Raw genomic sequence first — 21,526 nt, 5'->3', positions numbered from 1 at the left:
CCGCATGAATTCCGTGACCGTCCGTGTGCCCGCCAAGGTCAATCTGCAGCTGGCCGTCGGGCCGCTGCGCGATGACGGTTACCACGATCTGGTGAACGTCTTCCACGCCGTCTCCATCTTCGACGAGGTCACGGCCACCGCGGAGACCGGGATGAGCGTCCGGGTCGAGGGCGAGTCCGCCGACCAGGTGCCCGAGGACGACGACAACCTCGCCATCCAGGCCGCCCTCGCGCTGGCCAGGCACGCGGGCCGTTCCTACGGCGTGAACCTGATCATCCGCAAGTCGATCCCGGTGGCGGGCGGCATGGCGGGCGGCAGCGCCGACGCCGCCGCCGCGCTGGTCGCCTGCAACGAGCTGTGGGGCCTCGGCCTGCCGATGGACGACCTGCTGGAGATCGCCGCCGATCTCGGCAGCGACGTCCCGTTCGCGCTGCTCGGCGGCACGGCCGTCGGCACCGGCAGGGGCGAGCGGCTCACTCCGCTGGAGGTCGCGGGGACGTTCCACTGGGTGTTCGCGCTGGCCGACGGCGGCCTGTCCACGGCCACGGTCTACGCCGAGTGCGACCGCATGCGCGAGGCGATGGGAGAGAAGGTCGCCTGGCCCCGGGCCGGAGAGTCCCTCCTGGCCGCACTGCGCGACGGGGACGCCAGGGCGCTCGGCGCCGAGCTGACCAACGACCTTCAGCCCGCCGCCGTGATGCTCCGCCGCTCCCTGGCCCGCACGCTGGACGCCGGCCGCGAGCAGGGCGCCCTCGGCTCCCTGGTCTCCGGCTCCGGCCCCACCTGCGCCTTCCTCGCCGAGTCCGAGGCCCACGCCGGAGAGCTGGCCGCCTCCCTCAAGAGCGCCGGGGTGGCTCGCGACCTCATCACCGCCTACGGTCCCGTTCCCGGCCCGACGGTGGTGTAGGCCGGACCGGATACGCTTGCAGAGCGATGAATCTGGTCAATCTTGAGTCGGTCTCCCACTCCTACGGTCCCAAGCCCCTGCTCGGCGACGTCTCTCTCGGCATCGAGACGGGCGATCGCATCGGCGTGGTCGGCCGCAACGGCGGCGGCAAGACAACCCTTATCTCAGTGATCGCCGGTGACCTCAAGCCCAACAACGGCGGGCGGGTCACGCACAGCCGAGGACTCCAGGTGGGGTCGCTGTCGCAGGGCGACGACCTCGACCCGGCGCGGTCTGTGCAGGACATCGTCCTCGGCGGCAGGTCCGAGCACGAATGGGCGGGCGACGCGGGCATCCGCGAGATCCTCGCCAGCCTGCTCGGCGACATCGACCTGGCCGCGCTCGCCGGAAGCCTGTCGGGTGGTGAGCGGCGCCGTACGGCCCTGGCCAAGCTGCTCATCGACGAGCACGACCTGATCATTCTGGACGAGCCCACCAACCATCTCGACATCGAGGCCATCGACTGGCTGGCCAGGCACCTGTCGGGCCGCAGGACGGCGCTGGTGGTCGTCACCCACGACCGGTGGTTCCTGGACGCGGTGTCCACCAGGACCTGGGAGGTCGTGGACGGCTCGGTCGAGCGCTACGAGGGCGGATACGCCGCGTACGTGCTGGCCAAGGCCGAGCGCGCCCGGGTCGCGGCCTCCACCGAGGCCCGCCGCCAGAACCTCATGCGCAAGGAGATCGCCTGGCTCCGCCGGGGCCCGCCCGCGCGCACCTCCAAGCCCAAGTTCCGCATCGACGCCGCCCAGGCGCTGATCGCGGACGAGCCTCCCGCCCGGGAGAGCGTCGAGCTGGTCAAGTTCGCCGCCGCCAGGCTGGGCCGGACGGTCTACGACCTCGAGGACGTCACCCTGCACGCCGGCGGTCCCGGCGAGGGTCCTCTGGTCCTCGACCACTCCACCTGGCAGTTCGGCCCGGGTGACCGGGTCGGCCTGATCGGCGTGAACGGCTCCGGCAAGTCCTCGCTGCTCCGCCTGCTCGCCGACACGGTCACGCCCGACTCGGGCAAGGTCGTGCGTGGCAAGACGGTCCGCCTGGCACACCTGTCACAGGAGCTGAGCGAGCTCGACCCCACGCGCCGGGTGCTGGAGACCGTCGAGGAGGTCCGCAAGTTCATCCAGGTCGGCAAGAAGGAGTGGACCGCCTCCCAGCTGCTGGAGCGCCTCGGCTTCAAGGGCGACGCCCAGTGGAAGGTCGTCGGAGACCTGTCCGGCGGCGAGCGGCGCCGCCTCCAGCTGCTCCGCCTGCTGATGGACGACCCCAACGTGCTGCTGCTCGACGAGCCGACCAACGACCTCGACATCGAGACGCTCAACGAGCTGGAGGACCTCCTCGACGGCTGGCCGGGCACGCTGATCCTGGTCAGCCACGACCGCTACTTCCTGGAGCGGGTCTCCGACAAGACCGTCGCCCTGCTCGGTGACGGCAAGCTGTCGATGCTCCCCGGCGGCGTGGACGAATACCTGGCGCGGCGCTCCTCGGGCGCGGCGCTGTCCGCGCGCGCGGCCTCCGGCGCGACGTCCGGTACGGCCTCCGCGACCTCGGCCGCGGCGACGGCTCCCCAGGCGGCCGACTCCGGTCTGTCCGCGAAGGACGAGCGCGAGCTCCGCAAGGAGCTCTCCCGCCTGGAGCGCCAGCTCAGCAAGCTGGACGGTCGCCAGGCCAAGCTCCATGCCTCCATGGCCGATGCCGCCGCCGACTACGGCCGTCTGGCCTCCCTCGACGCCGAGCTCAAGGAGATCCTCGTGGAGAAGGACACGATCGAGGGCGCGTGGCTGGAGCTGGCCGACCGCCTGGGTGAGTAAAGGGGTTTAGCTTCTCCCGGCAGGGCAGAGAGCTCAGCGCGCTCCTGTGTCGGTGGCGTCAAAAGGGACAAGTAACGTGCGCAGCAGGCCCGAAAGGGCCTGCTGTTCATGTTTTCCGAGGTTCGCCAGCAACTCGTGCTCGCGGCGCAGCAGGTCGGCGAAGGCGCTGTCGACCCGCGCCCGCCCGGCCTCGGTCAGGGAGACCAGGACCCCTCGCCGGTCCTCGGTGTCGGGACGGCGCCTGACCAGACCGGCCGCGGTGAGACGGTCGATCCGGTTGGTCATCGTCCCGGACGTCACCAGGGTCGCGCGGAGCAGGGCCCCCGGGCTCATCTCATACGGCTCGCCGGCCCGGCGCAGGGCTGTGAGCACGTCGAACTCCCAGGTCTCCAGGCCGTGTTCGGCGAAGGAGGCGCGGCGGGCGCGGTCGAGGTGGCGGGCGAGCCGGGAGACTCGGCTGAGCACCTGGAGCGGCTCTACGTCCAGATCGGGACGCTCCTGGCGCCAGGCGGCGACCAGCCGGTCGACCTCGTCTTCCGAGCGCTCGGCGTCGTGGTCCACGTGGGGCGGGGTCATGTCGCGAGTGTATCTGTCTTGACATCGAGATACTTGGCCGGATATCAATCATCTTGATGTCAAGAGATATGTGGGATCCCGAAATCTACAACCGCTACGCCGACGAGCGCTCGCGGCCCTTCTTCGATCTTGTCGCCAGGATAGCCGCAGAGAGACCCGCCCATGTGATCGACGCGGGATGCGGCACCGGCGAGCTCACCGCCACACTGGCCGGTCGCTGGCCGGACGCCGACGTCCACGGGTTCGACTCCTCGCCCGCGATGATCGAGAAGGCTCCCGGGGGCGGTCGGCTGAGCTTCTCCGTCGACGACGTCACCCGATGGCGGCCGGAGCACCCGGTGGACGTGATCGTGTCCAACGCGGTCCTGCAGTGGGTGCCCGAGCATCGCGAACTGCTGCCGCGCTGGGTGGACGCGCTCGCGCCGGGAGGCTGGCTCGCCTTCCAGGTCCCGGGCACCTTCGACGCTCCCAGCCACGTGCTGACCCGTGAGCTGTGCCGCACCACCTGGCGCGACCGGCTGGGCGACCTGGTCAGGGAGGATCCGGTCGACGGCCCGGCCGGCTACCTCGGCCTGTTCGCCGGCCTGGGCTGCCGGGTGGACGCGTGGGAGACCACCTATCTCCACGTGCTCCCGGGGGAGGACGCGGTGCTCAGATGGATCACCGGCACCGCCCTGCGTCCCATGCTCGACCGGCTGGAGCCCGACGAGGCGGACGCCTTCCTCGCCGACCTCGCCGCGCCGCTGCGGGAGGCCTATCCCCGCAGGCCGTACGGCACGATCTTCCCTTTCCGCCGGATCTTCGTGGTCGCTCAGAAGTGACCGCCGGCCCGGCCCGGCGGGGGCAGGGCATGATCCGCCGCCGGATGGGTGCCCTGTCATGTTGATGATCTCGAAGGTAATTGAGTGGGGTTTCTGGACGAATAACCGGGCATCAATAAATACTGCGAGTAGGCAGTGATATGTATGCAAATCAGGGGATGACCTGTGGCGATAGAGATCGAAGACAAGTTCGACGTTCCGCTGGACTACGAGGTCCCGGAACCGGCGAATCTTCCCAGCGGCACGGAGATCGTGGGTCCCAAGACCCACCAGCTCGTGGCGCTCTACTTCGACACCCCTGATCTGCGGCTCGCCGCGCGGGGCATCACCCTGCGCCGGCGTAGAGGCGGCACCGATCCCGGCTGGCACCTCAAGCTGCCCAAGGCCAAGGGCGTCCGGCAGGAGATCGCCCGTCCGCTGACCCGGAGCGCCAAGATCGTCCCCCCCGAGCTGGTCGACCTCGTGCTCGCCTACACGCGGGGGACCCCCCTCGCGCCGATCGCCGAGCTCGACACCCGCCGCACCGTCACCACGCTGGTCAACGCGGCGGGCGTGCGGCTGGTGGAGATCGCGGACGACCGGGTCAAGGGCACCGTGTTCAACGACGAGAAGCACGTCGAGCGGTGGCGCGAGGTCGAGGCGGAGCTGATCGAGGGTGAGGAGAAGCTGCTCAAGAAGATCGGCAAGCAGCTGATCAAGGCCGGTGCCAGCCCCGCCGACTCGGCCAGCAAGCTCGCGCGCCTGCTGAACGCCGCGGGGCCCGTCCCCGAGCAGCAGCACGCGGAGACCCAGAAGGGCTCCGCGGGCGAGGTCGTCGTCGACTACATCTCCTCCCAGGTCTCCGCGCTGCTCGCGCAGGATCCCCGGGTCCGCGGGGCGGAGGAGGACGCCGTGCATCAGATGCGCGTCGCCTGCCGGCGGCTCCGCAGCGTGCTGAAGTCGTTCAAGACGGTCATCGAGGGGACCGAGAACGTCCAGGACGAGCTCAAGTGGCTGGGCGAGGTCCTCGGTGAGGCACGTGACCTGGAGGTCATCCGGGAGCGGTTCGCCCACAGGCTCGACAGCCTGGACCAGGGGCTGCTCGTGGGCCCGATCAGGGCCCGCCTCAGCTCCGACCTGCTGGACGAGGAGCACGAGGCCTACGACCGGATCAGGGAGGCGCTCGGCGGCGAACGCTACTTCGCCCTGCTCGACGCCCTCGACGACCTGGTCGGCACCCCGGTGCTGACCAAGGCCGCCAAGAAGCCCGCCGACGCCCTGGACGCCGTCGCCGCCAAGAGCTGGCGCCGGGTCGTCAAGGCCTACGAGGCCGCCCAGGTCATCGAGGAGCCCGTCGAGCACGAGCTCGCGATGCACGAGGTGCGCAAGGCGGCCAAGCGGGCCCGCTACACCGCGGAAACGCTCGGGAAGAAGAAGCTGGCCAAGCGGGCGGAGGCCGTACAGGAGGTGCTGGGCACCTACCGGGACGGCATCGTCGCGCAGGAGCGGCTGATGGCCGAGGCGGAGACCGCGCGGCTGGCCGGGGAGGACACCTTCACCTACGGCGTGCTGACCGGCGTGGAACGGGCCGCGGCCCAGCGCGCCCACGAGGAGTTCCCCGAGGTCTGGGTCGAGACCACGGCCGCGGTCGCGGAGCTTCTGTGACCCGGAGAGCGCCGGCGCCGGGTGTCCACCTGACACCGGTGCCGGATGCCCACCGGTGTCAGGTGGTGTAGCGGTCCACGCCGACGATCTGGCCGTCGGCGTAGTGCAGCACCATGAACTCGCCCTTGCGCAGCCGCGCGTCCCCCGCCCGGTCGGTGATCCTTGAGATCAGGTCGGGCAGGACCTTGCCGTGGCTGCAGAACGCCGTGGGCCGTTCGGAGGCCACGGCCTCCGTGACCAGGCGCAGGGAGGTCTGGGGGTCGTACCGGCTCTCCGACAGCGAGGGCTCAAGGCCGATTTCCAGGCCCGCCCGCTCGGCGTACGGTTCCAGGGTCTGCACGCATCGTTTGCTGGGCGAGCTGACCAGCGTCGCGGGGCGGTAGCCGGACAGCACCTCGGCGAGCACCTTGGCCTGCGTATCGCCCCTGTCGTCGAGCGGCCGTTCGTCGTCGTCACCGCTCCAGTTCTTGCGCGCCCCGGCCAGGGCGTGCCGTACGAGGATGAGCGGGGTGGTCGCCGGCGGCGCCGAGGCGAACGCGCGGAGCACTCCGGCGTCCGGCGCGTAGCTGAGCCGCCGCCCGGCCTCCTCCACCGGCAGCCAGACCATCTCGTCCACCTCGTCGACGTCGAGGTGACGGTCCTCGGAGATCATCCGGGCCACCCAGTAGTCGACGCGTTTGAGACGCTTGCCCTTCCGGTAGTGGATCGACGGCAGGGAGCGGCCGAGCTCGACGGTGATCCCCGTCTCCTCGGTCACCTCGCGCAGCGCCGCGGCGATGATGTGCTCGCCGGGTTTCACCTTCCCCTTGGGAAAGGACCAGTCGTCATACCGGGGCCGGTGGACGAGTGCGACCTCCGGCGAGCTCTCCGTACCGCGCCACACCACCGCCCCGGCGGCACGGATCAGGTCTGTCGGATGTGCCTCCGGCTCAGTCATCGATCGTCCTCCACCGCCGGGTACTGATCAGGTGGGTCTGCAGGTCCTCGCCGCGGTGCCGGGTCCAGGTCCCGTCGGAGTTCAGCCACCAGGTCAGGGTGTCGTCCGACATCCCCCGGTCGAGAAGCTCGCTGAGGTAGACCCGCTGCTGCTGGCTGGCGACCTTGACCAGCGCCTCCACTCTCCGTTCCAGGTTACGACGCATCACGTCGCCGCTGCCGATCCAGATCTCCGGCCTGCGGCCGTGTCCGAACTCGTAGATGCGCGAGTGCTCGAGGAACCGGCCCAGCACGCTTCTGACCCGGATGTTCTCCGACAGCCCCGGGACACCCGGCCGCAGGGTGCACACCCCGCGCACCCACAGGTCCACCGGGACGCCCGCCTGCGAGGCCCGGTAGAGCGCGTCGATGATCGGCTCGTCCACCAGGGAGTTCGTCTTCATCCTGATCCTGGCGGGGCGGCCCGCCTCCTGGTGGGAGATCTCCCGCTCGATCCTGGCCAGCAGCCCGCCGCGCAGGGAGTGCGGCGCGACCAGCAGCCGCCGGTAGGCGGAGTGGTTGGAGTAGCCGGTCAGGTGGATGAACAGGTCCGTGACGTCCTCGCCGACCAGCCGGTCGGCGGTGAGCAGTCCCAGGTCCTCGTAGTGCCTGGCGGTCTTGGGGTTGTAGTTCCCCGTGCCGATGTGGCAGTAGCTGCGCAGCTCGCCGGAGGGCTCCTGCCGTACGACGAGGGCCAGCTTGCAGTGGGTCTTCAGCCCGACGACGCCGTAGACCACGTGGCAGCCGGCCCGCTCCAGCTTGCGGGCCCAGGTGATGTTGGCGTGCTCGTCGAAACGGGCTTTGATCTCCACGACCACGACGACCTGCTTGCCCGCCTCGGCCGCGTCGACCAGTGCGTCCACGATCGGAGAGTCGCCGCTGGTCCGGTAGAGCGTCTGCTTGATGGCCAGCACGTTCGGGTCGGCGGCGGCCTGCTCGATGAAGCGCTGAACGCTTGTGGAGAACGAGTCGTACGGGTGGTGCAGAAGCACGTCCCGCTCGCGGAGCACGGCGAAGATGTCGTCGTCGACGTGGACGACCTCGGCGGGAACGAAGGGACGGAAGCTCAGCTCGCCCCGTTCCAGGTCGGCGATCGCGTGCAGCCCGGTCAGGTCCAGCGGGCCGGGCAGCCTGTAGATCTCGTGATCGGCCACCCCCAGCTCCTCCACGAGAAGGTCGAGCACCTCGGGCGTGATGGTGTCCTCGACCTCCAACCGGACGGGCGGGCCGAAGCGGCGCTTGAGCAGTTCGCGCTCCAGCGCCTGCATGAGGTTCTCGGTGACGTCCTCGTCCACGTCCAGGTCCTCGTTGCGGGTCACCCGGAAGACGTGGTGCTCGACGATCTCCATGCCCTTGAAGAGCTGGCCGAGGTGGGCGGCGATCACATCTTCCAGCGGGACGAAGCGGGCCTTGGACGCCGCGACGAAGCGGGGCAGCTGGCTCGGCACCTTCACCCGGGCGAACACGGTGTGACCGCTGGAGGGATTGCGGACGGTAACGGCAAGGTTGAGCGACAAGCCAGAAATATACGGAAACGGGTGGGCGGGATCGACGGCCAGCGGGGTCAGCACCGGCCGGACTCTCTCCCGGAACAGCTTGCGCATCTCGCTGCGCTCTTCACGGCCCAGGTCGTCCCAGCGCACGATCTCGATGTCCTCGGCGGCCAGTTGCGGGAGCACCCGCTCCTGGAAGCAGGTCGAGTGCCGCTGCGCGAGGTCGTCGGCGATCGCGGCGATCCTGGCCAGCTCCTCGCGGGGTTTGAGCCCGCTTTTCGTCCGTAGCAGCAGGCCGGTGGCCATCCGCCGCTTCAGTCCTGCCACGCGCACGCGGAAGAACTCGTCCAGGTTGCTGGCGAAGATCGCCAGAAACCTGACCCGTTCGAGCAGGGGGAGGGATGGATCCTCCGCCATCTCCAGAACCCGCTGGTTGAACTGGAGCCAGCTCTCCTCGCGGTTGAGAAAACGTTCTTGCGGAAGGGGCAACCCTTCGAGGGTGGGGTGAGCGGGTTCAGCGGACATATGACCAGAATGCCCGATTTAATCAAATGGAACGTTAATTTCGGCTCAACGACCGCTGTTGCTTACTCGGTTGGCTCAAGTTTTTCCTGCTCCATGCCGAGGCGCTCGGCCGACTCGGCCTGTCTGGCGGCCTCCTTCTCGGCGGCTTTCGCCTCCCGAACCCGGATCTTCTCCTGCTCCCTGAGCTCCCGCTCGCGGGCCTTCTCCTGGTCCCTGAACAGCCGCTCCTGCTCGCGGAACTCCCGCTCCCGTGCCTTCTCCAGCTCGCGCTGCTCGCGGAGCCGTAGCTTCTCCTGCTCCCGTGCGAGCTTCTCGGCCTCGCGCTGCTCGCGCTCGCGGAGCTTCTCCTGCTCCCGCAGGTCCCGCTCGCGGGCCTTCTCCATCTCCCGCAGCTCCTTGTCGGTGGGGCGCGGCGGCAGCGGCGTCCGCCGCTGCTCCAGGCCCCTGGAGGAGGCGGTCAGGCGAGGTCGCGGGTCCAGCCCGGTGAGACCGTTCCAGGCCAGGTTGACCAGGTGGGCGGCCACCTCCTCGCGAGGGGGCTTGCGCACGTCCAGCCACCACTGACCGGTCAGCGCGACCATGCCGACCAGCATCTGCGCGTACATCGGAGCCAGCTTCGGGTCGTAGTCGCGTTCGATGAACTCGTTGACCATGACGTCTTCGACCTGACTGGCGATGTCATTGATCAGGCTGGCGAACGTGCCGGTCCCCGAGGCGGCGTGCGAGTCGCGGACCAGGATCCGGAAACCCTCGCTGTTCTCCTCCACGTAGGCCAGCAGTGCCAGGGCGGCCCGTTCCAGCTTGATCAGGGAGTGCGAGGCCGACAGAGCCTCGGTCACCATGCTGAGCAGTTTCTGCATCTCCCGGTCGACGACGACCGCGTATACCCCTTCCTTGCCACCGAAGTGCTCGTAGACCACCGGTTTGGAGACGTTGGCGGTCGCCGCGATCTCCTCGACCGACGTGCCGTCGAACCCCTTCTCCGCAAACAGGGTCCGGCTGATCTGGATCAGCTGTTCCCGGCGTTCCTTGCCTGACATTCGTCGTCGAGGTTCGCTCACGGTTCTAATAATGGTGCCCCCTGGCTGGGAAGCGGGACCTATGCCACGGACCGCTTCAATCGCGACAGTTGGGTTGATCGTCGTCGCAAGGTCGGAAGGCATCGTTGTTACGCCGGCTCCTGATAGGTATGCAAGTCTGGATATGTCGGGTCGCCCTGTCGTCAGGCGGGGTCGTCAGCTGGGGCCGCCGCTCCGGGCGGCCCTGGAACCGTCGGGTGGTGATGCGCTTCGCGAGCCGTCAGGCGGCGATGCGCTTCGCGGCCAGTCGTTCGGGCGTCGGCCAGCGGACGTCGTAGGCCCAGCCCGCCTTCTCGAACCAGCGGATCACGCCCGCGCTGAGGTCGATCTGACCCTTGAGCGCGCCGTGCCGGGCGCAGGTCGGGTCGGAGTGGTGCAGGTTGTGCCAGGACTCGCCGAACGATGGGATGGCCAGCCACCACACGTTGCGCGACTTGTCACGAGACTCGAAGGCCTCCACACCGAAGACGTGGCAGATGGAGTTGATCGACCAGGTCACGTGGTGCAGCAGGCCGATCCGGACCAGGGTGCCCCAGAAGAAGCCGGTCGCCATGCCCCACCACGACCAGGTCAGCAGGCCGCCGAGTAGGGCGGGAAGCACCAGCGTGGTGATCGCCAGCACGGGGAAGAGCTTGTGCAGCTTGATGATGTCCGGGTCCTTGACCAGGTCGGGCGCGTACTTCTCGCGGTTGGCCCGGTCGGTCTCGAACAGCCAGCCCATGTGGGCCCAGAGCAGGCCCTTGGCCACGGCGACGAAACCGGGTCCGAAGCGCCACGGCGAGTGCGGGTCGCCGTCCTTGTCGGAGAACTTGTGGTGCTTGCGGTGGGTGGCCACCCAGTCCAGCACCGACATCTCCATGGAGAGGCTGCCCGCGATGCCCAGCACGATCTTCAACGGGCGTTTGACCTTGAACGACCCGTGCGTGAAGTGGCGGTGCAGGCCGACGGTGACCCCCAGCCCGGTGACCACGTAGAACACGCTGGCGATCACAATGTCGGACCAGCCAAGTCCCCATCCCCAGGCGAGCGGAACGGCCGCGATCAGGGCGAGCAGCGGCGCGGCCACGATCACCCCGAAAACGATGAGCTCGGGCAGGGTCTTCTGCTCGGGATCGGCATCCGGCTTGGGCCCCGGTGTCGGGCCTGGAGCAGGGCTTTCTGCGATGGCGGTCATGCGCTACCTCGAAGGCTCGGAAAGAGGGGGATGGACTTTTGTCTGGCTACGCCAACGTAACCTACGCAATCGTAAGTTAGGAGTCCCTGGACATTTAATGTGGGGAAAATGACTATCGAAGAGTCATCCGCGGTGGGTTCATCTCTGGTCTACCACTAGCCTGACCTGCTAAACGGTGGATCCCGCACCGCCCGCGCCGGGCTCCTCGCCGGGCCTGCCGACCCCGTGGCCGGGGAGGACCCAAAACGAGGCGCGTTCGACAGCTTGGGCTCGGTATCGTAGGGGGGTGCCGAGCGCGCGGACATAGTCTGCTTCGTACGGCCGATCCGGCATTGGGTAATTGGCAGCCCGCAAGGTTTTGGTCCTTGTTGTCCAGGTTCGAGTCCTGGTGCCGGAGCCATCCTTGCTGTCCGCTTTATTTGGTGCGGCTGGTCGGCTGGGTGCCTTCCCGGAGGGGAAGGTATCCTCACGTTGTCGAGCAGGTGACAGTGCGGTGCCCTGGCGGTAGCCGTACGTCGTCATGCTCTGTCATGTCTCAGCCGCGACGCCGAGGGAGCCTCGTCCGTGAGTGTGCCGCGCCCGGCCGCCGTCATCGTCCTTGCCGCAGGTGAGGGCACCCGGATGAAGTCGAGAACACCCAAGATCCTGCATGAGGTGTCCGGCCGTACCCTGGTCGACCACATGCTCACCGCCGCTCGAGGTCTCGAACCCGAGCGGCTTATCGTTGTCGTCGGCCACGCGCGGGATCGGGTCCAGGCGCATCTGGCGCAGACCAGTCCCGACGCGCAGACCGTCGTCCAGTCCGAGCAGAAGGGGACCGGTCACGCCGTACGGACTGTCCTGGAATCGGTCGGCACCATCGGTGGCACGGTCCTGGTGACCTACGGCGACACGCCGCTCCTGCGCGCCGAGACCCTCGCCGCACTCCTGGAACGGCACGGTGAGGACGGCAACGCCGTCACCGTGCTGACCGCCGAGGTCCCCGACCCGTACGGCTACGGCCGGATCGTCCGTGACGCCGGCGGAGCGGTGCTGGAGATCGTCGAGGAGAAGGACGCCGGCCCGGAGCAGCGGGCGATCAAGGAGATGAACTCCGGCGTCTACGCCTTCGACGGGTTCCTCCTGGCCGACGCGGTCAAGCGGGTGTCCACCTCCAACGTCCAGGGCGAGGAATACCTCACCGATGTCCTGTCGATCCTGAGGCAGGACGGCCACCGGGTCGGCGCGCACGTCGCGGCCGACTACGTCGAGGTGGAGGGCGTCAACGACCGCGTGCAGCTCGCCTTCGCCCAGAAGGTGCTCAACTCCCGGCTGCTGGAGGCCCACATGCGGGCCGGAGTCACGGTGATCGACCCCGCGAGCACGTGGGTGGACGTCGACGTGACCCTGGAGCAGGATGTGGTGATCCATCCGGGCACCCAGCTGCACGGCCGTACGACCGTCGCGGAGGGCGCGGAGATCGGACCGGCCACCACGCTGACGGACACGGTCGTCGGCGAGGGGGCCCTGGTCCGCAACGCCGTCTGCGTCGAGGCCGAGATCGGTCCCGAGGCCCTGGTCGGACCGTACGCCTACCTGCGGCCGGGCACCGTGCTCGCACGCAAGGCCAAGGCGGGCACCTACGTCGAGATGAAGAACGCCCAGGTGGGCGAGGGAGCCAAGGTGCCCCATCTCACCTACGTGGGCGACGCCACGATTGGTGCGGGGGCCAACATCGGGGCCTCGTCGATCTTCGTCAACTATGACGGGGTGAACAAGCACCACTCGACGGTGGGCGAGCACGCCTTCGTCGGATGCGACACCATGCTCGTCGCGCCGGTGAACATCGGTGACGGCGCTTACACCGCCGCGGGTTCGGTCATCGACAGCGATGTCCCTCCGGGGGCCATCGGGGTGGCCCGCGGGCGGCAGCGCAACATTGAAGGGTGGGTCGCACGCAAGCGTGCGGGCACCAAATCGGCCCAGGCGGCACTGCGGGCAGCCGAAGCCGGGAATGAGCAGGGGAGCAAGACGTGAGTGAGCGGGCCATGGGGCACAACGGCATCGCGAAGGCAAGGACAAGCCGTCAGATGGGGAGGACGGCATGAGTGGCATCAAGCAGCCAGGTGAGAAGAAGCTGATGTTCTTCTCCGGGCGGGCGTACCCGGAGCTGGCCGAGGAGGTGGCCGACCACCTCGGGGTCGACACCACCCCCACCACACTGCGTGACTTCGCCAACGGCGAGATCTACGCCCGCTACCCGGAGTCGGTCCGGGGCTGTGACGCGTTTGTCATCCAGAGCCACACCGGGCCCATCAACCAGTGGATCATGGAGCAGCTGATCATGGTGGACGCGCTCAAGCGCGCCTCCGCCAAGCGGATCACCGTGATCATGCCGTTCTACGGCTACGCCCGCCAGGACAAGAAGAGCAGGGGCCGCGAGCCCATCACCGCCCGGTTGATGGCAGACCTGCTCAAGACCGCGGGCGCCGACCGGCTGATGTCGATCGACCTGCACACCTCCCAGATCCAGGGCTTCTTCGACGGCCCGGTGGACCACCTGTTCGCCATGCCGGTCCTGGTCAACTACCTCAAGGACAAGCTCGATCTGGAGACGACCACCGTCGTCTCGCCCGACACCGGCCGGGTGCGGCTGTCGGAGCGCTGGGCCGACACGCTGGGCACCCCGCTGGCCTTCATCCACAAGCGCCGCGACCTCGAGGTGGCCAACCAGGTGAAGGTGAGCGAGGTCGTCGGCAAGGTGCAGGGCCGCACCTGCGTGCTGATCGACGACATGATCGACACCGCGGGCACGATCTGCAAGGCGGCCGACGCGCTGTACGAGCAGGGTGCGACCAACGTGGTCGTGGCCGCCACGCATGCGGTGTTCTCCACCCCCGCGGTGGACCGGCTGAAGAACTCCAAGATCTCCGAAGTGATCGTCACCAACACGCTGCCGATCGCCGAGGAGAACAGGTTCGACAAACTCACCGTCCTGTCGATCGCCCCGCTGATCGCCCGCGCGATCACCGAGGTGTTCAGCGACGGTTCGGTGACGAGTCTGTTCGAAGGCGACAGCTGACCCCCAGGGCGCGCCGCTGATCTGGACTGAGGAGCGCTGTGAGGGCGCGCCGGTGACCTGGACTGAGGAGCGCGGGAGCGGAGCGGACGTGTGACGAGGGAAGCTCGCCGGGTAAGAGCGTCCGAACCGCGGCGCGCAGCGTCGCCATCAGCGCAGTGCGGAGCGGACGTGTGACGAGGGAAGCTCGCCGGGTAGGAGCGTCCGAATCGCGATGCGCAGCGGCGCCATGTAACAGCCATCGGGCGTAGCCCGGCAGCGAGCGCTGTAGGGTAGTGAGATTGCGTGCGTTCGTAACGCCTTCCGCTAGGGCGGGTGAGGGGGAGCGCACCTTTCAATTTTCGAAGATCCCTAGGAGATCTACCGTGTCCAACGAAGTTGTCATCAACGCTGAGCCGCGCACTGAGTTCGGCAAGGGCGCCGCCCGCAAGGTTCGTCGCGAGAGCAAGGTGCCCGTCGTCCTCTACGGGCACGGTACCGACCCGCAGCACATGACCCTCCCTGGGCACGAGCTCCTGCTCGCACTGCGCACGCCGAACGTGTTGATCCGCCTTCAGGGCGCGTCGACCGAGCTGGCGCTGCCCAAGGGTGTTCAGCGTGACCCGATCAGGGGCTTCCTGGAGCACGTCGACCTTCTTCTGGTCAAGAGTGGCGAGAAGGTCACCATCGACATCCCCGTCACCGTCGTGGGCGAGGTGGCCGACGGCATCCTCGACCAGCAGCTGGTCTCCATCTCGGTCGAGTCCGAGGCCACCCACATCCCCACCGGCGTCGAAGTCAACGTCGAGGGCATGGAGGTCGGCACCCAGGTCACCGCCGGCGACCTGAAGCTGCCCGAGGGCACCACCCTGATCGCCGACCCGGACACCCTGGTCCTGCACGTCACCGGCGCCCCGACCGGTGAGCCGGAGCCCGAGGCCGCCGAGGCCGCCGCGGAGCCGGCCAACGGGTCCGCCGAGTAGCTCTTCCGCTACGAAGTGGTTTTTCTGCTACATCTGTCAGGGCAGTCCGAGACCGGGCTGCCCTGACGCGTATATGAAGGGATGCCGACCGTGGACCGCTGGTTGGTCGTTGGCCTGGGAAATCCCGGGCCGGAATACGCTGCGAACCGGCACAACGCGGGGTTCATGGTGCTGGACGAGCTCGCCGCACGGGCCGGCGGGCGGTTCAAGACGCACAAGTCGCGGGCCGAGGTGCTGGAGGGCCGCCTGGCGGGGGTCTCCGCGGTGCTGGCCAAGCCGCTGTCCTTCATGAACCTCTCGGGCGGGCCGGTCAAGGCCCTGACCGACTTCTACAAGATCGATCCGGCCTGCGTGATCGCGGTTCACGACGAGCTGGACATCCCGTACGGCGCGCTCAGGGTCAAGCTGGGCGGCGGTGACAACGGTCACAACGGGCTGAGGTCGATCACCAAGTCCCTGGCGACGAAGGACTATCTGCGGGTGCGGTTCGGTATCGGACGCCCGCCCGGCCGGATGGACACCGCGGCCTACGTCCTGAAGGACTTCGCCACCGTCGAGCGCAAGGATCTGCCGTTCCTGGTCGACCGCGCCGCCGACGTGGTGGAGTCGCTGATCAAGGTGGGCCTTGAGCCGACCCAGAACGCCTTCCACGCGGGTGACCTGAACGTCTCCGGACCACCGAGGTAGTCCCGCGGTGCCCAGGCGGCGCACGGCCGGTCACCGTCGCGTTCTGCTTGTCCCGTCCATCTGGGCGGTCCGCCGATCACCGCGGTGCCCGGTCCGGGGAGCGGTCCCCCGGTCACCGTCGCCGTTCTGCCTGTCCCGGGCGGCCCACCGGTCACCGCCGCGTCCGGCCTGTCACGGGTGATCCGCCCGTCCGCGCCGCGCTCAGTCGAGGGCCATCAGGTTCTGCAGCAACTCGGCCTGCTCGATCGCGTCGTCAAGCGCGTTGTGGGTGTGCGGCCGGCGAGAACGCAGATGCTTGGGCATCTGCCGCTTGGTGGCCCAGCCGATCGGCACTCCCGCCTTGACGGCGTAGAGCGTCTTGATGTCGATGCAGCGTGAATGCCCGAACGGCGAGGCGCCGGCGAAGCGCATGAAGTACCAGTAGATCCACATCCAGTCGTAGGAGAGCGGATAGGCCGCCAGCACGGGTGTGCTGTTCCCGCACACCTCGCTGATCCACGTGGCGGCGGTCCGCATGGCCTCGGCAGGATCCAGGCCTTCGCGGATCAGTGCCTCCCGGTCCAGCCCGCTGACGGCGAGCGACTCGGGAACGTGGTCGTCACTGATGGGCTTCAGCTCGGCGTAGAGGGTGTGAGCCTCCGCGTCGACCGGTTCGAAGATCTTTCCGGTCATCCGCCCGGCCACGGTCATGCCGAAGCTGACCATCGAATATGGGCCGGGAATGGGGCCATCGGCTTCAATATCCACAGAGATATACGTTTCGGTTTTCAACCCTCGGGCCTCTCCTGTCGCCGCTAACATTCGGTGACTGTCCGTTCGTAAATGGTTACGCAGGGGGAGCGCATGCGTGACGTAACCGTCGTCCAGGCTGCGCCGAGATCGGGGGCGCCTCTGCGGCGCATGCCGAAGTGGGTGCGAAGGCACAGGCGGCGGGCTGTCGTCGGCGATATCGGCTCCGCCTCTCTGGCCGGAGCCGTCGCGCTGTTCGTCCGCTTCGGCGAGGTTACTCCCTACGTCATCCCGTACGTCGTGCTGAGCGTGGCGCTCCCCATCGTCTGGGTCTGCCTGGTCGCGCTGAACCGCGCCTACGAGCCCCGCCTGATCGGCCTGGGCTCCGAGGAGTTCCAGCGGATCTTCCAGTGCGGGTTCATGCTCACCGCGGCCCTCGCCGTCGGCGCCTACATGACCAGGACCGAGGTGGCCCGCGGCTACGTGGTGCTGGCGATCCCGCTGGCAACGCTGCTGACCCTCCTCACGCGATACGGCCTGCGCCGCTCCCTGCACCGGATGCGGGCGCACGGCAGGTGCATGCGGCGGGTCCTGGCGGTGGGTCACCGGACGACGATCGCCGAGCTGGTGCGCCGGTTCCGCCTGGAGCGCTATCACGGCATGGAGGTCGTCGGGGCCTGCCTGCCGCACGACGGCATGGGCGACGTGGAGGGCGTCCCGGTCCTGGGAGACTTCTCCGACGTTCCTCTCGTGGTCGGACAGATCGAGGCGGACACCGTGGCCGTGCTCGCCTGCCCGGAGATGGACGGGGTGGCACTGCGGCGGCTGGCCTGGCGTCTGGAGAAGACCGGCACCGACCTGGTCGTGGCTCCGGCGCTGATGGAGGTGGCCGGGCCGCGGATCAGCATCCGCCCGGCCGCTGGACTGTCGCTGCTGCACGTGGACCATCCAGAGATCTCGGGCCTGCGCCGGCTGGTCAAGAGCCTTTTCGACCGGATCGGGGCGGGGCTGCTCCTGCTGGTGCTGTTGCCGCTCTTCGCCGGTGTGACGGCGGCCATCCGGACGTCGAGTCCCGGGCCTGCCTTCTTCCGGCAGACGCGGGTGGGCCGGGACGGCGCCGAGTTCACCATCTACAAGTTCCGGACGATGGGCGCCGACGCCGAGCGTCAGAAGATCGACCTCTCCAGCGATGAGCGTGGCGTGCTCTTCAAGATCCGAAATGATCCCCGCGTGACCCCGCTGGGCGCCTGGCTGCGCCGCCGCTCCCTGGACGAGCTGCCCCAGCTGCTCAACGTGATGCTCGGTCACATGTCGCTGGTGGGCCCCAGGCCGCCGCTGCCCGAGGAGGTCGCACGATATGGCGACGATGTCAGGCGCAGGCTGTTGGTCAAGCCCGGGATGACCGGTTTATGGCAGGTGAGCGGAAGATCCGATCTGTCCTGGGAGGAATCGGTACGGCTGGACCTGCGTTACGTGGAGAGTTGGTCCCTCACGCTGGACCTGCAGATTCTATGGAAGACTTGGTCAGCTGTCGCGCGAGGGGCTGGAGCATACTGATGGCAATTGGAGACGATCACGCCCTCGCCAGGGAACTGGCGACGGCGGCCGGCGAGAAACTGCTGGCCCTGCGCCAGGGGGAGGGGTTCGACGATCCCTCCGCGCTCCGCAAGGAAGGCGACGCCGCGGCGCACCTGTTTCTGATGGAGGCCCTGACACGGTTACGGCCGGGTGACAGTGTGCTGTCCGAGGAGGCGACCAGCGAGGAGCGTCTCGACCCTCGCCGCCTCAGGGCCGAGCGGGTGTGGATCGTCGACCCGCTGGATGGCACCCGTGAGTTCGCCGAGGAGGGTCGCAAGGACTGGGCGGTCCACGTGGCGCTCTGGGAGCGTGGCACGCTGACCGCCGGAGCGGTGGCTCTGCCCGCGCAGGGCCGGACGCTGTCCACCCTCGAACCACCCATGCTGCCGGAGCTCGGGCCGGAGGCCAGGCCGCGGATCGCGGTCAGCCGGACCCGCCCGCCGGAGTTCGTCCAGAAGCTGGCCGACCTCGTCGGCGCCGACCTGGTGCCCATCGGATCGGCGGGAGCCAAGATCTCCGCGGTGCTCACCGGGGAGGTCGAGGCCTATGTGCACGCCGGTGGTCAGTACGAATGGGACTCCGCCGCGCCCGTGGCCGTGGCCCTCGTCTGTGGGGCCCATGCGAGCCGCATCGACGGCTCGCCCCTGGTCTACAACCAAGGTGACCCCTCACTGCCGGATATTCTTGTATCCCTACCGGGACTAGCGCCAACGTTGCTCGCTGGAATCCGGGATCTGCACCGATAAATCCCCGCTAGGAGAGTCTGATGCTCCAGTGCGACTACACAACGTCGCAGCTCGACGTCCTCGAGGCAGAGGCCATCCACATCATGCGTGAGGTGGCGGCCGAATTCGAGCGTCCCTGTCTTCTCTTCTCCGGTGGTAAAGATTCCATCGTCATGCTCCGTATCGCGGAGAAGGCGTTCTGGCCCGCGCCGATCCCCTTCCCGCTGATGCACGTGGACACCGGGCACAACTTCTCGGAGGTCATCGAGTTCCGCGACCGCCGGTCGGAGGAGCTCGGCGCGCGCCTGATCGTGGCCAGCGTCCAGGACTCCATCGACGCCGGACGAGTGGTGGAGGAGACCGGACGCAGGGCGTCACGCAACCGGCTGCAGACCACCACGCTGCTGGACGCGATCGAGGACAACGAGTACGACGCGGTGTTCGGCGGCGCCCGCCGCGACGAGGAGAAGGCCCGCGCCAAGGAGCGGGTGTTCTCCTTCCGCGACGAGTTCGGCCAGTGGGATCCGAAGAGCCAGCGTCCCGAGCTGTGGAATCTCTACAACGCCAAGATCCGCAAGGGTGAGCACATCCGGGTGTTCCCGCTGTCCAACTGGACCGAGCTCGACATCTGGGACTACATCCGGCGCGAGGGCATCGAGATCCCCTCGATCTACTACGCGCACACCCGCAAGGTGTTCGAGCGCGACGGCATGTTGCTGGCCGACAGCGAGTTCATCATCCGAGACGAGGACGAGCAGCTCTTCGACATGGTGGTCCGCTACCGCACGGTCGGCGACGTGACCTGCACCGGCGCGGTGCAGTCGGCCGCGGCGACGGTCGAGGAGATCATCGACGAGATCGCCGCCACCCGCATCACCGAGCGTGGCGCCACCCGCGCCGACGACCGCGCCTCCGAGGCCTCCATGGAAGACCGTAAGAGGGAAGGCTACTTCTGATGGACATCCTTCGCTTTGCCACGGCGGGAAGCGTCGACGACGGAAAGTCGACCCTGATCGGCCGGCTGCTCTTCGACTCCAAGGCGATCTTCGAGGATCAGCTTGAGGCGGTCGAGCGCACCTCTCGCGACCGCGGTAACGAATACACCGACCTGTCGCTGCTCACCGACGGCCTGCGAGCCGAGCGGGAGCAGGGCATCACGATCGACGTGGCCTACCGTTACTTCGCGACGCCCAAGCGCAAGTTCATCATCGCCGACACTCCCGGGCACATCCAGTACACCCGGAACATGGTCACCGGCGCCTCCACCGCCGACCTGGCGATCGTCCTGATCGACGCGCGCAAGGGCGTGCTGGAGCAGTCACGGCGGCACGCGTTCCTGACCACGCTGCTGCGGGTGCCGCACCTGGTCCTGGCCGTCAACAAGATGGACCTGGTCGACTACTCGCAGGAGCGGTTCGAGGAGATCCGTGAGGAGTTCTCCTCCTTCGCCTCCAAGCTGAACGCGCCCGACCTGACGTTCATCCCGATCTCGGCGCTGCACGGCGACAACGTGGTGTCCCGCTCGGAGAACATGCCCTGGTACAACGGCTCCTCCCTGCTGCACCACCTGGAGCACGTGCACATCGCCTCCGACCGCAATCTGGTCGACGTGCGCTTCCCCGTCCAGTACGTCATCCGCCCGCAGCGGGCCACCGACCCGGCCTTTCACGACTACCGCGGCTACGCGGGCCAGGTCGCCGGTGGCGTGCTGAAGCCGGGCGACGAGGTCATGCACCTGCCCTCGGGCCTGACCACGCGCATCGCCTCGATCGACACCTTCGACGGGCCGGTGGACGAGGCGTTCGCGCCGATGTCGGTGACCCTCAGGCTGGAAGACGACATCGACATCTCGCGCGGCGACATGATCTGCCGTCCGAACAACCAGCCGCACGTCGCCCAGGAGCTTGAGGCGATGGTCTGCTGGATGGCCGACGTGGCCAAGCTGGGCCCGCGCACCAAGCTGACCATCAAGCACACCACCCGTACGGCCCGCGCGGTGGTCCGGGACCTGCACTACCGGCTGGACGTCAACACCCTGCACAGGGACGAATCAGCCCAGTCGCTTGGCCTGAACGAGATCGGGCGCGTCTCGCTCCGTGTCACCCAGCCGCTGTTCGTGGACGACTATGCGAGAAACCGCCTCACGGGTGGATTCATCCTCGTGGACGACGCGACGAACAACACCGTGGGCGCAGGGATGATCGTCGAGGCGAAGTAGTCGAGGCCGAGTAGGGGCCGCGAGGCGACGACGGGTGGCCTGGGCCTGATTCACGAGTGCCGGGCCGCGTGGGATCCAGAGCCAAGGGCGCGACGGCAGGTGGGCGGGCCCGGGCCCCGTTCACGCGTGCGGGGCCGTGTGGGTTTCAAGGGCGCGGCGACGGCAGGTAGGTGGCCCGGGCCCTGCTCACGCGTGCGGGGCCGCGTGGGTTTTCAAGGGCGCGGCGACGGTGGCGGGTGGCCCGGGCCCTGTTCATGGGCGCGGGCCTGTTACCTAGGCCTGTAGCTGGGGCGAATGTGCGGCGGGGGTTGCGTCCGGGGCGAGCGCGAAAGCGTGCACCGGGCGCCACCGTTGGTCCGGGGTGGGAAGACGCTCCACCGGTCTGAGGGGTTTCACCGGTCTGAGGCGGCAAGACGCTTCGCCAGTCTCAGGGCGCCACTGGTCTGAGGCGGCAAGACGCTTCGCCAGTCTCAGGGCGCCACTGGTCTGAGGCGGCAAGACGCTTCGCCGGTCTGAGGGTTTCACCGG

Annotated in this window: 18 protein-coding genes and 1 tRNA gene; 13 read left to right on the top strand and 6 right to left on the bottom strand. The window is 68.3% G+C overall.

Annotation, left to right across the window (positions count from 1 at the left end; all coding sequences use genetic code 11):
- The first annotated feature begins 4 nt into the window (after nucleotides 1-4).
- Entirely contained in the window at nucleotides 5-907 is a 903-nt protein-coding gene (locus DKM19_RS41700) for a 4-(cytidine 5'-diphospho)-2-C-methyl-D-erythritol kinase (protein ID WP_110703807.1), read from the top strand.
- 26 nt (nucleotides 908-933) lie between these two features.
- On the top strand, nucleotides 934-2,754 hold the full coding sequence (locus DKM19_RS41695; RefSeq protein WP_110703805.1) for an ABC-F family ATP-binding cassette domain-containing protein: 1,821 nt from the start codon (nucleotides 934-936) through the stop codon (nucleotides 2,752-2,754).
- A gap of 33 nt (nucleotides 2,755-2,787) precedes the next feature.
- Here the strand turns inward: DKM19_RS41695 and DKM19_RS41690 are convergent, their stop codons facing one another.
- On the bottom strand, nucleotides 2,788-3,330 hold the full coding sequence (locus DKM19_RS41690; protein WP_110703802.1) for a MarR family winged helix-turn-helix transcriptional regulator: 543 nt from the start codon (nucleotides 3,328-3,330) through the stop codon (nucleotides 2,788-2,790).
- A gap of 68 nt (nucleotides 3,331-3,398) precedes the next feature.
- On the opposite strand from DKM19_RS41690, the gene DKM19_RS41685 reads away from it, so the two are divergent.
- On the top strand, nucleotides 3,399-4,151 hold the full coding sequence (locus DKM19_RS41685; protein WP_110703800.1) for a trans-aconitate 2-methyltransferase: 753 nt from the start codon (nucleotides 3,399-3,401) through the stop codon (nucleotides 4,149-4,151).
- A gap of 165 nt (nucleotides 4,152-4,316) precedes the next feature.
- A complete protein-coding gene (locus tag DKM19_RS41680) occupies nucleotides 4,317-5,795 on the top strand; it encodes a CYTH and CHAD domain-containing protein (RefSeq protein ID WP_110703798.1) in 1,479 nt (492 codons plus the stop codon).
- Nucleotides 5,796-5,853: 58 nt separating this feature from the next.
- On the opposite strand, the gene DKM19_RS41675 is transcribed toward DKM19_RS41680, so the two are convergent.
- From DKM19_RS41675 to DKM19_RS41660, 4 genes are all read right to left on the bottom strand, one after another.
- Entirely contained in the window at nucleotides 5,854-6,732 is an 879-nt protein-coding gene (locus DKM19_RS41675; protein WP_110703796.1) for an NUDIX hydrolase, read from the bottom strand.
- The gene (locus tag DKM19_RS41670; RefSeq protein WP_089213074.1) at nucleotides 6,725-8,788 is read right to left on the bottom strand and encodes an RNA degradosome polyphosphate kinase; all 2,064 of its coding nucleotides are present in this window, start codon (nucleotides 8,786-8,788) and stop codon (nucleotides 6,725-6,727) included. Before DKM19_RS41670 ends, DKM19_RS41675 begins: the two co-directional genes overlap by 8 nt.
- Before the next feature lie 62 nt (nucleotides 8,789-8,850).
- On the bottom strand, nucleotides 8,851-9,828 hold the full coding sequence (locus tag DKM19_RS41665) for a TetR family transcriptional regulator (protein WP_110703794.1): 978 nt from the start codon (nucleotides 9,826-9,828) through the stop codon (nucleotides 8,851-8,853).
- 259 nt (nucleotides 9,829-10,087) lie between these two features.
- Nucleotides 10,088-11,041, bottom strand: coding sequence for a fatty acid desaturase (locus DKM19_RS41660; protein WP_110703792.1), 954 nt, complete (start codon nucleotides 11,039-11,041; stop codon nucleotides 10,088-10,090).
- A gap of 325 nt (nucleotides 11,042-11,366) precedes the next feature.
- Between DKM19_RS41660 and DKM19_RS41655 the strand changes: the two genes are divergently transcribed.
- The 5 genes from DKM19_RS41655 to pth all read left to right on the top strand — a co-directional run bounded on the left by DKM19_RS41655 (nucleotide 11,367) and on the right by pth (nucleotide 15,748).
- A tRNA-Gln gene (locus DKM19_RS41655) sits at nucleotides 11,367-11,441 on the top strand.
- 164 nt (nucleotides 11,442-11,605) lie between these two features.
- Complete coding sequence (gene glmU / locus DKM19_RS41650) at nucleotides 11,606-13,057, top strand: bifunctional UDP-N-acetylglucosamine diphosphorylase/glucosamine-1-phosphate N-acetyltransferase GlmU (RefSeq protein ID WP_110703790.1); 1,452 nt, start codon at nucleotides 11,606-11,608, stop codon at nucleotides 13,055-13,057.
- Between the two features lie 67 nt (nucleotides 13,058-13,124).
- Nucleotides 13,125-14,102 (top strand): ribose-phosphate diphosphokinase, encoded by a 978-nt coding sequence (locus tag DKM19_RS41645; RefSeq protein WP_089213078.1) that lies wholly within the window; start codon nucleotides 13,125-13,127, stop codon nucleotides 14,100-14,102.
- 362 nt (nucleotides 14,103-14,464) lie between these two features.
- Nucleotides 14,465-15,061, top strand: a complete 597-nt coding sequence (locus tag DKM19_RS41640) for a 50S ribosomal protein L25/general stress protein Ctc (protein WP_110703788.1) — start codon at nucleotides 14,465-14,467, stop codon at nucleotides 15,059-15,061.
- Between the two features lie 81 nt (nucleotides 15,062-15,142).
- Nucleotides 15,143-15,748 (top strand): aminoacyl-tRNA hydrolase, encoded by a 606-nt coding sequence (gene pth / locus DKM19_RS41635; RefSeq protein ID WP_110703786.1) that lies wholly within the window; start codon nucleotides 15,143-15,145, stop codon nucleotides 15,746-15,748.
- Between the two features lie 201 nt (nucleotides 15,749-15,949).
- On the opposite strand, the gene DKM19_RS41630 is transcribed toward pth, so the two are convergent.
- A complete protein-coding gene (locus tag DKM19_RS41630) occupies nucleotides 15,950-16,495 on the bottom strand; it encodes a 3'-5' exoribonuclease domain-containing protein (RefSeq protein WP_239513882.1) in 546 nt (181 codons plus the stop codon).
- A 96-nt stretch (nucleotides 16,496-16,591) separates the two neighbouring features.
- Between DKM19_RS41630 and DKM19_RS41625 the strand changes: the two genes are divergently transcribed.
- The 4 genes from DKM19_RS41625 to cysN are packed head-to-tail and all read left to right on the top strand — an operon-like array spanning nucleotide 16,592 to nucleotide 20,998.
- Nucleotides 16,592-18,034: a sugar transferase gene (locus DKM19_RS41625; RefSeq protein ID WP_239513881.1), complete on the top strand. Its 1,443-nt coding sequence runs from the start codon at nucleotides 16,592-16,594 to the stop codon at nucleotides 18,032-18,034.
- Nucleotides 18,034-18,801, top strand: a complete 768-nt coding sequence (locus DKM19_RS41620; RefSeq protein ID WP_110703780.1) for a 3'(2'),5'-bisphosphate nucleotidase CysQ — start codon at nucleotides 18,034-18,036, stop codon at nucleotides 18,799-18,801. Before DKM19_RS41625 ends, DKM19_RS41620 begins: the two co-directional genes overlap by 1 nt.
- A 20-nt stretch (nucleotides 18,802-18,821) precedes the next feature.
- Entirely contained in the window at nucleotides 18,822-19,736 is a 915-nt protein-coding gene (gene cysD / locus DKM19_RS41615; RefSeq protein WP_110703778.1) for a sulfate adenylyltransferase subunit CysD, read from the top strand.
- Complete coding sequence (gene cysN / locus DKM19_RS41610) at nucleotides 19,736-20,998, top strand: sulfate adenylyltransferase subunit CysN (protein WP_110703776.1); 1,263 nt, start codon at nucleotides 19,736-19,738, stop codon at nucleotides 20,996-20,998. The genes cysD and cysN overlap by 1 nt, the downstream gene beginning before the upstream one ends.
- Nucleotides 20,999-21,526 lie beyond the last annotated feature (528 nt).

The sequence above is a fragment of the Streptosporangium sp. 'caverna' genome (assembly GCF_003203775.1).
In the GTDB taxonomy this organism is placed as follows: domain Bacteria; phylum Actinomycetota; class Actinomycetes; order Streptosporangiales; family Streptosporangiaceae; genus Streptosporangium; species Streptosporangium subroseum.
This window is presented reverse-complemented; position numbering and strand designations above follow the sequence as displayed.